This window comes from Nonomuraea sp. NPDC003804, from assembly GCF_040610675.1.
GTDB lineage: Bacteria > Actinomycetota > Actinomycetes > Streptosporangiales > Streptosporangiaceae > Nonomuraea.
In genome coordinates this window covers 124,696-137,380 of the sequence record NZ_JBEXMT010000002.1, presented here as the reverse complement: position 1 = coordinate 137,380, position 12,685 = coordinate 124,696, and the positions used below count along the sequence as shown (strand labels likewise).

Sequence of the window (12,685 nt, the reverse complement as noted above, 5' to 3'; positions counted from 1 at the left end):
CCCCACCGACCCGATCATGAGCCGCCGGCCGTACTGCCCGCGCGGCCAGGCGCGCAGGACCCGGCAGGCGATGACCACGCATGGCCCGTCCCACCCGAGCACGCGGAGAAACGCCCGGGAAAGCGGGCGGGGAAGTGCCCGGAAAACGGGAAGTGCCCGGAAAAGCGACAGGGCCCGCGGTCGCACCGCGGGCCCTGCCGAACGTCACGCTCGTGCGTCGACGATCATTCCGGCGCCGACCGTCGTGTTGGTGCCCTCGTCGACGAGGATGAACCCGCCCGTCAGCCGATTGCGGGCGTAGTCGTCGACGAACAGCGGCTGGGTGACCCGCAGCGACACCCGGCCGATCTCGTTCAGGCCCAGCGAGGTCGCCGTCTCGTCGCGGTGCAGCGTGTTGACGTCGAGCCGGTAGTGCAGGTCACGCACGAGGGCGCGGGCCGTCCGCGTGGTGTGCTTGATGGTCAGCTTGGAGCGCGGCGCGAGCTTGGCCGCGTCGGACATCCAGCAGACCATCGCCTCCAGCTCCTGGGCGACGTGCGGCCGGTTGTTGGGCCGGCAGATCATGTCGCCGCGGGAGATGTCGATGTCGTCCTCCAGCCGGAGGGTGACCGACATGGGCGGGAACGCCTCCTCGACGGGCCCGTCGAAGGTGTCGATCGCGGCGATCCGCGAGGTCAGACCCGAGGGCAGGTGGAGCACCTCGTCGCCAGGCTTGAGGATGCCGCCCGCGACCTGCCCCGCGTAGCCGCGGTAGTCGTGGAACTCCGTCTTGTGCGGGCGGATGACGTACTGCACGGGGAAGCGCACGTCGACCAGGTTGCGGTCGGAGGCGATGTGCACGTTCTCCAGGTGGTGCAGCAGCGAGGAGCCCTGGTACCAGGGCATGTTCTCCGACCTGGACACCACGTTGTCGCCGTTGAGCGCGGAGATCGGGATGAAGGTCAGGTCGGCCACGTTGAGCTTGGAGGAGAAGGCGGTGAACTCCTCGCGGATCTCCTCGAACCGGTCCTCGGAGTAGTCGACCAGGTCCATCTTGTTGACCGCGAGCACCAGGTGCGGCACCCGCAGCAGCGAGGTCAGGAACGCGTGGCGGCGCGACTGCTCCAGCACGCCCTTGCGCGCGTCGATCAGGATGATCGCCAGGTCGGCCGTGGAGGCGCCGGTCACCATGTTGCGGGTGTACTGGATGTGACCAGGGGTGTCGGCGATGATGAACTTCCGCCGCGGCGTCGCGAAGTAGCGGTAGGCCACGTCGATCGTGATGCCCTGCTCCCGCTCGGCGCGCAGGCCGTCGGTGAGCAGCGACAGGTCGGTGTACTCGGTGCCGCGGTCACGCGAGGTGCGCTCGACGGCCTCGAGCTGGTCCTCGAAGATGGCCTTGGAGTCGAAGAGCAGGCGCCCGATGAGGGTGGACTTGCCGTCGTCGACGCTTCCCGCCGTGGCAAAGCGAAGGATGTCCATTACAGCTGCTCTCCCATGGTGGTACGGCTGGCGAGGGGAAGGTCGCGCATCAGAAGTAGCCCTCCCGCTTGCGGTCTTCCATCGCGGCCTCGGAGGCCCGGTCGTCGGCCCTGGTGGCACCGCGCTCGGTGATCCTGGTCGCCGCGATCTCCTCGATGATCTCCTCGACCGTGGCGGCCGTGGACTGCACGGCGCCCGTGCAGGTCATGTCGCCGACCGTGCGGTAGCGGACGACGGCCTCGAACAGCGGCTCGTCCTCGCCCCTGTTGACCACGGAGGCGTCGGGCAGCAGCATGCCGTCGCGCTCGAACACCTTGCGGGTGTGCGCGAAGTAGATCGAGGGGATCTCGATGCCCTCGCGGCGGATGTAGTCCCAGATGTCGAGCTCGGTCCAGTTGGACAGCGGGAAGACCCGGATGTGCTCGCCCTTGCGGATGCGCGCGTTGTAGAGGTTCCACAGCTCGGGGCGCTGGTTCTTCGGGTCCCACTGGCCGAACTCGTCGCGGAAGGAGAAGACCCGCTCCTTGGCGCGCGCCTTCTCCTCGTCGCGGCGGGCGCCGCCGAAGACGGCGTCGAACTCGTGGTCCTCGATGGCGTCGAGCAGCGTCGTGGTCTGCAGGCGGTTGCGCGAGGCGCGCCGTCCGGTCTCCTCGGTGACGCGCCCGGCGTCGATGGAGTCCTGGACGCTGGCCACCACCAGGCGCGCGCCGAGCTCCTCCGCCCGCCGGTCGCGGAACTCGATGACCTCGGAGAAGTTGTGTCCGGTGTCGACGTGCATCAGCGGGAACGGGATCGGCGCCGGCCAGAACGCCTTCTCCGCGATGCGCAGCATGACGATGGAGTCCTTGCCGCCGGAGAACAGCAGACACGGCCGCTCGAACTCCGCGGCGACCTCGCGCATGATGTGGATGGCCTCGGCCTCTAGGACGTCGAGCTGCGACGTCGTGTAGTCGCGCTGAAGCATGGGGGCTTCCTCCGGCATTAGCGGTGCAGGTCGCGGATCCCGGCGAGCAACGTTGGCGCCAGCTCCGGTAGGGAAACAAGGATATCCGGAAGAGTGGGGTCCTCCTGGTTATAGGCCAGCTCAGCGCCGTCGATGCGGCTCGCGTGCGCTCCGGCGGCCTGCGCGACCGCCACGGGGGCCGCGGAATCCCACTCGTACTGGCCGCCCGCGTGGACGTACGCCTCGACCTCGCCGGTCAGCACCGCGGAGATCTTCGCTCCGGCCGACCCGATCGGCACGAGGTCGGCGCCCGCGAGGTAGGCGAGTCTCTGGACGAACTCGGGCGGTCTGGTGCGGCTGACCGCGATACGGAACCTGCCGCCCTGGTAGCCGGGCAGCTTGGGCGGCTCGCCGGTCGACAGCGTGCGGCCCTGGGCGGGCAGCGCCACCGCTCCGGCGACCAGCGCCCCACGCTCCCAGAGCGCGACGTGAACCGCCCAGTCGGCGCGGCCCTCCTCGGCGAACTCCCTGGTGCCGTCGAGCGGGTCGACGATCCACACCCGGTCCGCCGCACGTCTGGCCGGGTCTTCGCGCTCCTCGCGGGTGGCCTCCTCCGACAGCACGCCGTCGCTGGGCCGTAGCCGCGCCAGCGCCTCGGTGAGGAAGACGTGGGACATCCGGTCACCCTCGGCGCGCAGCGTGGGCGGGTGCCCGAAACCCTCGCGGGAGCGCAGCGCGAGCAGCCGCTCGCCCGCCTCCGTCGCCAGGTCGGAGGCCAGGGAATGGTCGTCGCGAATCGTCATCAATAAGCTCCTTGCCCGCGGGCGACGGCCGACCAAGTCTTCCACAGGATCTGCAGATCCAGCATGAGTGACCAGTTCTCGACGTAACGCAGGTCGAGGCGGACGGATTCCTCCCAGGACAGATCCGACCTGCCGGAAACCTGCCACAGCCCCGTCAGCCCCGGGCGTACCAGCAGTCGCCGGCGGACGTCGTCGCCGTACCTGGCGACCTCCTCCGGCAGCGGAGGGCGCGGGCCGACGAGCGACATGTGCCCCAGCAACACGTTGACCAGTTGCGGGAGCTCGTCCAGGGAATGGCGGCGCATCAGCGCGCCGATGCCGGTGACGCGTGGATCGTTCCTGACCTTGAACAGCACGCCGTCGGCGTCGCTGACCAGCAGCACCTTCAGCCGTTCGGCGTCCTGCCGCATGGTGCGGAACTTCACGATCGTGAACAGCCTGCCGTCCTTGCCCACGCGCGTCTGCCTGAACAGCGCGGGGCCCGGGCTGTCCAGCCGTACGGCGACCGCCACGGCCAGCAGCAGCGGCGTGGCCAGCACCAGCAGCACTCCGGCCACCAGCCGGTCGAACACGTTCTTCACCAGCTGCCGCATCCCGGCCAGTTCGGGGTGCTCCACGTGGAGCAGGGGCAGCCCCGCGGCGGGCCTGATCGTCGTGCGCGGGCCGGCCACCTCCATCAGCGCCGGGGCGACGACCAGCTCGGTGTGCGTGCGCTCGAGCCGCCAGGCCAGGCGCCGCAGCGCCACGCCGTCCATCTCCTGGCAGGCCAGCACCGCCACGGTGTCGGCGCCGTACTGGCCGACCACCAGCGGGACGTCGCCGAACCCGCCCGCCACCGGCACGCCGCCGACCTCCTTGTCCGGAGAGTCCTCGGGCAGGCAGGCGGCGACGATCTCCATGCCGTGGTAGCGCTCCTTGCGGAACCTGCTGACCAGCTCGGCGATGCCCGCGGCGTGGCCGACGGCCACCACCCTGCGCATGCACCTCCCGGCCGCCCTGCGCCTGTGCAGGGCGCGGCGCAGGCCGTACCGGAAGACGACGGTCAGCAGGGTCGTCAGCGGCAGCGCCAGCACGACGTAGCCGCGCGCCACCTCCGTCTTGGTGGCGTAGGCGCAGATCGCCATCGCGGCGGTCAGCGCCACCCCGCACCGCACGATCCGGCGGAACTCCTCCGAGCCGATGCCGACCAGGCGCGGCTCGTAGGCCCTGTTGAGCGCCACCGCGCACACCCAGACGGGCGGCAGCGCGAGGCTGAGCACGATGTACGGCGCGGCGTGGGGCGTGATCTCGCCGAACCGGGCGGCGAAGGCGAGCATCGCCCCCGCCGCCGCGCACGACAGATCTGTCCACAACGCCTGCACGCGGTAGGAACGCACCCATCCAGGCATGCGAGGGCTGGCCCGCCAGACGAGCGGCGGCTCGACCTTCGCGACCGTCATCTGCCCCCCCACGACCTGTATCAACGGACAGTCATGGAATGGTAGCGCCCGGTAGTACCCGATGGCGGGATTTCAGCGTGGCGGGCCGGAGATCTTCAGGTCGAGACTGTGGAAGGCGTTCTGCGTGGTCTCCAGCCCCTTCTCCACCAGCGACTCGACCACGTCGGCCGCTCTGTCGACGAGGAAGGCCAGGTCCTTGCGCTCGACGGTGCCGAAGTCCCTGAGCACGAAGGTGGCCGCGTCCATCTGGCCGGGCGGGCGGCCGATGCCGAACCGTACCCGCAGGTAGTCACGGGTCCCCAGGACCTTGGTGATCGACTTCAGCCCGTTGTGGCCGTTGTCGCCGCCGCCGAACTTGGCGCGCAGCGCGCCGTACGGGATGTCCAGCTCGTCGTGCACCACGATCACCCGCTCCGGGGGGATCTTGTAGAAGTCGGCGAGATGCTTGGTGGGGCCCCCTGACAGGTTCATGTACGTCTGCGGTTTGGCCAGCACCGCGCCCCTGGTCTCCAGCACGTGCGCGCGGCTCTTGTGCGCCTTGAACGTGCCGCCCGCCCGCGCGGCCAGCTCGTCGAGCACCATGAAGCCCGCGTTGTGCCTGTTGCGTTCGTACTGGGACCCGGGGTTGCCCAGGCCGACGATCAGCCAGCGATCCATCGCTCCTCCATGCAGAAACGGGGCGAGCTGGGCGCGTGCCCGGCTCGCCCCGTTCCGGGCTCTGGCTTCTTACTCGGCGGCCTCGGCGGTCTCACCCTCGGCGGCCTCGGCGGCCTCGCCCTCGGCGGCCTCACCCTCGGCGGGAGCCTCGGTGGGCTTGGCGATGACCTGGATGATCACGGTCTCCGGGTCGGCGGCCAGCGTGGCGCCCTTCGGCAGCTGCAGGTCGCCGGCGGTGATGGAGGCACCGACCTCGAGACCCTCGACGTCGACCTCGACGCCGGTCGGGATGTGGGTGGCCTCGGCCTCGACCGCGACGCTCACCGACTGCTGGTCGAGCAGGCCCTCGGAGTTGACGTCACCGACGGTGGTGACGGGGATCTCGACCGTGACCTTCTCGCCGCGCTTGACCAGCAGCAGGTCGACGTGCTCGACGAAACCCTTGATCGGGTCGCGCTGGACGCCCTTGGGCAGCGCGAGCTCGTCGATGCCCTCGCCCTTGAGGTGGATCAGGACGTTGGCGGTGCGCAGGGCCAGCAGGACCTCGTGGCCGGGCAGCGTGAGGTGCTTGGGGTCGATGCCGTGCCCGTACAGAACGGCGGGCACCTTGTCGGCGCGACGGATCTTGCGGGCGGCGCCCTTGCCGAACTCGGTGCGCGACTCGGCGGCGATAAGTACTTCGGACACGACATCTCCTAGGGATGCATCGGAAAGATCGGATACTGCGCTCACCCTCACCCGCCCTAGCGGAAGGCGTTACGAACGCAACCTGTGCAGTCTACCCGCTTCCCTCACCCCTCGGCTCGCACGCGGGGCGCGGGGAACCGCCCCGGCCGGCGACCGGCCGGGGCGGAACGTCCGCCGGACCCCCTGCGGCGCCGGGATCAACGTCCCGTGTTCGGCGCCTTGTAGGTGGCGACAAGCTGGGCCTCGTACCTGCGCGGGTTGACGCGCTCCAAGGTCATGGTCCAGTCGCCGATCGTCACCGGCTCGCCCATCCTGAGGCCCTTCTCCTGTCCCTCCACCTCGACCGAGACCCCGTCGGACATGAAGTCGCTGATCCCCAGGTTCGCCCTGCCCAGGTCGGAGACCGAGGTGTCGCTGGTGGCGATCAGGTCGGCGCTGTTGACCGGCGCGCCGGACAGCTTCACCGTGCAGGAGCCGTTGGAGCAGGAGACCGACTTGCTCTGGTTCCTGGACCGGCTCTTCCTGGGAGCGGACTGGGAGGAGGTGGTGGAGGTCGAGTTGGCGTCGGAGTCGGACATGGTCCTGTTCTCGGAGCCGGGCCCAGGCGTCGGCGCCGGCCTGAACTCGGACGCCATGGACGCGCCGCCGAAGACCGCCAGACCGCCTGCTATCGCGGTCGCGGCCACGATGGTCGCGCCGATCACTCGAATGCTCATGATTCATCCCCGATGTATGCGCAAGAACTCACGAGAGTCCTTGTCGTGGAGCGGTGGGCGCGCTGTACGCATCACCACCGATTGACTACAGAGAGCAATGATACATGTGCACATAGTGACATTCGAGAGGGCTGGGATAACTGTGAAGAACGTCGTGTCTCGGCGCGGACCGCGCCGCCTCCTCGGCGGCCCCGTGGCCGAGGAGACGGGCGCCGGCTTTCAGCAGGGGTACTGGGGCTCGTTGTCCGCGGGAATCTCCGGCGTGGAATCGACGACCTCGCTCGCCATCAGCGCCGTGCTGCCTGTCAGCGTCTCCTTGACGCCGCCGTCGGGCTGCTTCAGCTCCTCGAAGTGCCGCCAGCCGAACAGCTTGAAGGTCTCCTGCTCGAAGACGATCTCCGATCGCTGCCTGCCCTCCAGCCCGGCCCACGAGATCTCGGCCCCGATCCCGTGCCGGCCGGCCGCGTCGGCGAGGTCGGGGGCGATCGTCACGTTCGGCATGGTCTTCAGCGCGCGGAAGACCGTGGCCCTGATCTCGGGGGTGGCGAAGGGATTCTCGACCAGCGACACCAGCTTGTCCACGACGAAGCCCTCGACCAGTATCGGGATCGCCTCGGGAGCCAGCTCCTGGTCGAAGGTCGACGGGTCACGGACCTCCTGCTCCGCCTCCTGGCGTACCTTGGCCAGGAGCGCGCCCGGCTCCGTCGGGAACTCGCCCGCGTCCCGGCGCAGCACGCCGCCCGCGATCGCAAGGCATTGGTCGCCGCGGTAGTAGTTCACCGTCCCCTCGGCAGCCTGGCCCTCGTACGGCTTGCCGCGGGTCAGGACGTCCTTCCCGAAGGTCGCGCGGGTGATCACCTCACCGTCGGGTGCGGCGGGGACCCAGATCTCCCTGCGAACCTCCTGCGCGCCCTCCCACTCACCCTCCGGGCCGCTGCCGATGTGGTACTGCAGGTCCTTGCGGTCCAGGTAGACGAACTGGTCGGCGCGCGGCCGCGGGTCCTTGAGCGAGGCCGCCGCGGCCTGCTCCAGCAGTTCGGCGGCGTTGGCCGGGCGCAGCGACAGCGGCGAGCCACCGCCGTCGCCGCCCACCACGACCACGCCGGCGCTCACGGCCGACACGAGCGCCGCGACGACGCCCACCCTGAAGGCCAGCCGGCGCAGGCCACGGCCGCGAGCGGGGACCGGTCCGAGCCCCTCCGGCGCCTGCGCCTGCGCGGCCAGCCGGCTCCAGGCACGCGCCGAGGCCCGCCGGGACGGCCCGGGGAGGTTGTCGTGGTACTCCTTGATCAGGTCGAGCTCGTTCATCACAGGTCCTCCCCGTTCATTCCGATGATCTTGCGTAGCTTCCTGCGCGCCCGGTTGAGCCGGGAGCCCACTGTTCCCTTGGGGATGCGTAAGGCGGCGGCCACCTCGTCGTAGCTGAGGTCGGCGCAGGCGATCAGCAACAGGACGTCCCTGTCACCCGCCGAGAGTTTCGCCAGGCCCGCGGCCAGCGCCGGCTGCATGACCGCGGCGGACACCCGGCCGGCCACCCGGTCGTCGTGGCTCTCCTGGTCGGCGGGCGCGGCGCTCCTGGCCAGCGCCCGGTACCTGCGGGCCTCGGAGCGGGCGTGGTCGGCGACGAGGTTGGAGGCGATGCCGTAGAGCCAGGCGCGCGCGCTGGGCTTGGACAGGTCGTACTGCTTCCTGGCGCGGAAGGCGCGCAGGAACGTCTCGGCGGCGATGTCGTCGGCCGTCGACTCGCCCAGGCGCAGGTGGACGTAGCGGTGGATGGCGTCGAAATGGCGGTCGAAGACGGCGCCGAAGCGTTCGGGCTGCTCCAGCGAGGCGCCGATCAGCTCGGCATCGGTACCCAGCAGGAGGATCTCGGGATCTTGTGGTGGGCTGACATGCATGGTGGCCCTTCGACGATGTGTGTCGGACACCAGTGGTACGGCGCTGCCCTGATCCGTCTTCACGGCGGGCCGGTAGCCGTGTGCACGCGACCCCCGGATCCGCCGCGGGGAAAAGAAAACGGGGGAGCTGGAACAGCTCCCCCGCAGGTCCTGCCTGGGCGCACCGGCCCAGGCGAACTCAGGTGTTGCCCTCGAACATGCTCGTGACCGAGCCGTCGCTGAACACCTCGGTGATCGCCCGCGCGATCAGCGGCGCGATCGACAGCACGGTCAGCTTGTCGAACCGCTTCTCCTCCGTCAGCGGCAAGGTGTTCGTCACGATCACCTCGGAGATGCGGGAGTTCTTCAACCGGTCCACGGCGGGGTCGGAGAACACCGCGTGGGTGGCCGCCACGATGACGTTCGTGGCCCCCTGCTCGTACAGCGCGTCGGCCGCCTTGCAGATCGTGCCCGCCGTGTCGATCATGTCGTCGATCAGCACGCAGGTGCGGCCGCGCACCTTGCCGACCACCTCGTTGACCTTCACCGTGTTGGCCACGTCGAGGTCGCGCCGCTTGTGGATGAACGCCATGGGGGTGCCCAGCGTGTCGGCCCACCGCTCCGACAGCCGTACGCGGCCGGTGTCGGGCGAGACGATCGTGGTGGTGGCCAGGTCGAGCTTGTCCTTGAGGTAGCTCTCCAGCACCGGCATCGCGAACAGGTGGTCGACGGGGCCGTCGAAGAAGCCCTGGATCTGCGAGGTGTGCAGGTCGATCGACATGAGCCGGTCGGCGCCCGCCGTCTTGAAGATGTCGGCCATCAGCCGCGCCGTGATGGGCTCGCGGCCGCGGCCCTTCTTGTCCTGCCTGGCGTAGCCGAAGAACGGCATGACCACGGTGATGCGCTTGGCGGAGGCCCGCTTGAGCGCGTCGACCATGATGAGCTGCTCCATGATCCACTTGTTGATCGGCCCGGTGTGGCTCTGGATCACGAAGGCGTCGCACCCGCGCACCGACTCGAGGTAGCGCGCGTAGATCTCACCGTTGGCGAAGTCGATCAGCTTCGTCGGCGTGAGCGAGACCCCGACATTCCGGGCGACCTCGTCGGCCAGCTCAGGGTAGGCCCGGCCAGAAAAGAGCATCAGCTCTTTCGACCCCGGCTGTTTGATGCTCGTCACGTGCCACTCTCCCGCTGTTTCTCGGCCAGCGCCCTCTCGGCCGCCGCTGCCGACTTCGTGCCCGCGCGCCTGCGCAAGACCCATTTCTCGATGTTGCGCTGCCGCGCTCTCGCCACGCCCATCGCCCCGGGTGGGACCTCCTCGGTGATCACCGAACCGGCGGCGGTGTAGGCGCCGTCGCCGACGGTCACCGGAGCGACCAGCATGGTGTCGCACCCCACGAAGACGCCGTCCCCGATGGTGGTGTGATGCTTGTTGACGCCGTCGTAGTTGACGAAGACGGCGGAGGCGCCGATGTTGACGTCCTCGCCGATCGTCGCGTCGCCGACGTAGGTGAGGTGCGGCACCTTGGAGCGCGCCCCCACCGTGGAGTTCTTCACCTCGACGTAGGTGCCCGCCTTGGCCTTGTGCCCCAGCTCGGCGCCGGGCCTGAGGTAGGCGTACGGCCCGACGGCGGCCTCGGGCCCGATGACCGCGCCGTCGCACACGGCGTAGCGCACCACCGCTCCGGCGCGCACCGTCGTGTCGGTCAGCGTGGAGGCGGGGCCGATCTGCGCGCCGGTCTCGACGACGGTGCTGCCGTGCAGCTGCGTGCCGGGGTGGATGACGACGTCGGCCTCGAGCCTGACCTGCACGTCGACGAAGGTGCTCGCGGGGTCGATCACGGTGACGCCCGCCCGCATGTGCGTCTCGAGGACGCGCTGGTTCAGCACCTTGCGGGCGAAGGCGAGCTGCACCCTGTCGTTGACGCCCTCGACCTCGACGTAGTCGGCGGCGATGTGGGCGCCGACCCGGTGGCCGTCGGCCCTGAGGATGGACAGCACGTCGGTGAGGTACTCCTCGCCCTGCGCGTTGTCGGTCGAGACCCGCTTGACCGCGTCGGCCAGCAGCAGGCCGTCGAAGGCGTAGACGCCGGAGTTCATCTCCCTGATGGCGCGCTGCGCCGAGGTGGCGTCCTTCTCCTCGACGATCTCCAGCACGGCGCCCGATCCGTCGCGGATGATCCGTCCGTAGCCGGTCGGATCGGGCACCTCGGCGGTCAGGACCGTGACCGCGTTGCGCTCGCTCGCGTGGGCCTCGAGCAGGTCGGCGAGGGTCCGGCCGCGCAGCAGCGGGGTGTCGCCGTAGGTGACCAGCACCGTGCCGGCGATCGTGCCGACCTCTTCGAGCACGGTGCGGACGGCGTGGCCGGTGCCCCGCTGCTCGCGCTGCACGACGGCGCGCGCGTCGGGGCTGTTGCGGGCGAGGTGACCGCCGACGCGCTCCCTCGCGTGACCGATGACGACGATGAGCCGCTCGGGGTCGAGCTCTCTGGCGGCGGCGAGCATGTGGTCGACCAGCGGGCGGCCGCACAGCTCATGGAGGACTTTGGGGGTCTGGCTCTTCATCCGGGTGCCCTCGCCTGCGGCGAGGACGATGACGGCGGCCGGGCGCGGCACACTCACGGACTGAGGCTCCCTGTGACGAGGCGGATCAGGGCGCGGTACGGCTACCGCACCGCCACCCTCCCGACACCGTGAGGATACCTTCCCGCCCTCGGTGTCTCTCTAGCCACCCAGCCGGTGGCCGCGAACCGCCTCAGAGCTCCCGGAAGAGGACTCGAACCCCTACAAAGTGGACCAAAACCACTTGTCCTGCCAATTAGACGATCCGGGATAATCCGGACACTGGCGTGTCACGGCTAGACATACGATACCGACCCGCACCTCACCTCCGCGCCCGCATTCCACCTCCCGGACAGGGCGGACCCTCGGCCGATCGGCCCAGGCTTATACCAGCCGGCAACGGCTTTCCGCAAGGCACAGAACCCACTCGGCAACTCGTCGATACCTTCACCTTCCCCACATTCGCCTCTTAGGAATTCCTAACTTACGCTGACGTAGGTTACGGATGCGTAGCCCGGACAATCATCCTCATACCTGTCGTGAGAGGTAGCCCATGACCGTCCTGACCGATCGACCGGCGCCCGGTCCCAAGCCAGACGCGGATCCCGAGCCCAGGACCAAGCCCGAGCTGATCATGTTCGCTCTCGTCGTGGGCCTCCCCCTGGTCGCGTTCGCCGCCGCCGTGCCGTTCGCGTGGGGCTGGGGGCTGGGCTGGACCGACGTCGCGATCTCCTTCGTCTTCTACGTCGTCTCCGGTCTCGGCGTGACGGTCGGGCTGCACCGCTACTTCACGCACGGCTCCTTCAAGGCGAAGCGCCCGCTGAAGATCGCTCTCGGCATCGCGGGCAGCCTGTCGCTGGAGATGTCGGTGCTGGACTGGGTGGCCACGCACCGCAAGCACCACAAGTTCTCCGACAAGGACGGCGACCCCCACTCGCCGTGGCGCTTCGGCCCCGGCTTCAGGTCCATGACCAAGGGCCTGCTCTACGCGCACATGGGCTGGCTGTTCGAGAGCGAGCGCACCAACAGGGAGAAGTACGCCCCCGACCTCTCCAAGGACCCCGACATCGTCAGGCTGCACAAGTGGTTCGGCGCGCTGGCCCTCACCTCGATCGTGCTCCCCGGCGTCCTCGGCGGGCTGCTGACCTGGTCGTGGCAGGGCGCGGTGACCGCCTTCTTCTGGGGCTCGCTGGTGCGCATCGGCCTGCTGCACCACGTGACCTGGTCGATCAACTCGATCTGCCACGTCTTCGGCGAGGAGGCGTTCGAGGTGCGCGACAAGTCGCGCAACGTGTGGTGGCTGGCGATCCCCTCGTTCGGCGAGTCGTGGCACAACCTGCACCACTCCGACCCGACCTGCGCCCGTCACGGTGTCCTGAAGGGGCAGATCGACATCAGCGCAGCGGTGATCCGCCTCTTCGAGCGGCTGGGTTGGGTCCACGACGTACGGTGGCCGACGCCTGAGCGGCTGGCGGCGAAGCGCATTGGCTAGTGCCGATACCACGGTGCCCGGTTCTCGACCGGGCACCGTCATGATGGA

Annotated in this window: 12 protein-coding genes and 1 tRNA gene; 1 reads left to right on the top strand and 12 read right to left on the bottom strand. The window is 69.4% G+C overall.

Annotated elements, in window-relative coordinates; all coding sequences use genetic code 11:
• Positions 1-204: 204 nt before the first annotated feature.
• The 12 genes from cysN to ABZX22_RS02850 all read right to left on the bottom strand — a co-directional run bounded on the left by cysN (position 205) and on the right by ABZX22_RS02850 (position 11,416).
• On the bottom strand, positions 205-1,461 hold the full coding sequence (gene cysN, locus ABZX22_RS02905; RefSeq protein ID WP_354905502.1) for a sulfate adenylyltransferase subunit CysN: 1,257 nt from the start codon (positions 1,459-1,461) through the stop codon (positions 205-207).
• Positions 1,462-1,510: 49 nt separating this feature from the next.
• Positions 1,511-2,425 carry a sulfate adenylyltransferase subunit CysD gene (gene cysD, locus ABZX22_RS02900; protein ID WP_354905501.1) on the bottom strand — a complete coding sequence of 305 codons (915 nt, stop codon included), beginning with the start codon at positions 2,423-2,425 and terminating at the stop codon, positions 1,511-1,513.
• A gap of 17 nt (positions 2,426-2,442) precedes the next feature.
• The gene (locus ABZX22_RS02895; RefSeq protein ID WP_354905500.1) at positions 2,443-3,207 is read right to left on the bottom strand and encodes a 3'(2'),5'-bisphosphate nucleotidase CysQ; all 765 of its coding nucleotides are present in this window, start codon (positions 3,205-3,207) and stop codon (positions 2,443-2,445) included.
• Positions 3,207-4,646, bottom strand: coding sequence for a sugar transferase (locus ABZX22_RS02890; protein ID WP_354905498.1), 1,440 nt, complete (start codon positions 4,644-4,646; stop codon positions 3,207-3,209). Before ABZX22_RS02890 ends, ABZX22_RS02895 begins: the two co-directional genes overlap by 1 nt.
• A gap of 72 nt (positions 4,647-4,718) precedes the next feature.
• Positions 4,719-5,303, bottom strand: a complete 585-nt coding sequence (pth, locus tag ABZX22_RS02885) for an aminoacyl-tRNA hydrolase (RefSeq protein WP_354905495.1) — start codon at positions 5,301-5,303, stop codon at positions 4,719-4,721.
• Between the two features lie 69 nt (positions 5,304-5,372).
• On the bottom strand, positions 5,373-5,990 hold the full coding sequence (locus ABZX22_RS02880; protein ID WP_354905493.1) for a 50S ribosomal protein L25/general stress protein Ctc: 618 nt from the start codon (positions 5,988-5,990) through the stop codon (positions 5,373-5,375).
• A gap of 197 nt (positions 5,991-6,187) precedes the next feature.
• Positions 6,188-6,706, bottom strand: a complete 519-nt coding sequence (locus tag ABZX22_RS02875) for a hypothetical protein (RefSeq protein WP_354905491.1) — start codon at positions 6,704-6,706, stop codon at positions 6,188-6,190.
• Positions 6,707-6,925: 219 nt separating this feature from the next.
• Positions 6,926-8,014, bottom strand: coding sequence for a CU044_5270 family protein (locus tag ABZX22_RS02870; RefSeq protein ID WP_354905488.1), 1,089 nt, complete (start codon positions 8,012-8,014; stop codon positions 6,926-6,928).
• Positions 8,014-8,667, bottom strand: coding sequence for an RNA polymerase sigma factor (locus ABZX22_RS02865; RefSeq protein ID WP_354905486.1), 654 nt, complete (start codon positions 8,665-8,667; stop codon positions 8,014-8,016). Before ABZX22_RS02865 ends, ABZX22_RS02870 begins: the two co-directional genes overlap by 1 nt.
• A gap of 115 nt (positions 8,668-8,782) precedes the next feature.
• On the bottom strand, positions 8,783-9,760 hold the full coding sequence (locus ABZX22_RS02860) for a ribose-phosphate diphosphokinase (protein WP_354905483.1): 978 nt from the start codon (positions 9,758-9,760) through the stop codon (positions 8,783-8,785).
• The gene (gene glmU, locus ABZX22_RS02855) at positions 9,757-11,205 is read right to left on the bottom strand and encodes a bifunctional UDP-N-acetylglucosamine diphosphorylase/glucosamine-1-phosphate N-acetyltransferase GlmU (RefSeq protein WP_354905480.1); all 1,449 of its coding nucleotides are present in this window, start codon (positions 11,203-11,205) and stop codon (positions 9,757-9,759) included. Before glmU ends, ABZX22_RS02860 begins: the two co-directional genes overlap by 4 nt.
• A gap of 139 nt (positions 11,206-11,344) precedes the next feature.
• Positions 11,345-11,416, bottom strand: a tRNA-Gln gene (locus ABZX22_RS02850).
• A 282-nt stretch (positions 11,417-11,698) separates the two neighbouring features.
• Here ABZX22_RS02850 and ABZX22_RS02845 point away from each other — a divergent pair.
• A complete protein-coding gene (locus ABZX22_RS02845; protein ID WP_354905479.1) occupies positions 11,699-12,637 on the top strand; it encodes an acyl-CoA desaturase in 939 nt (312 codons plus the stop codon).
• The last annotated feature ends 48 nt before the right edge of the window (positions 12,638-12,685 follow it).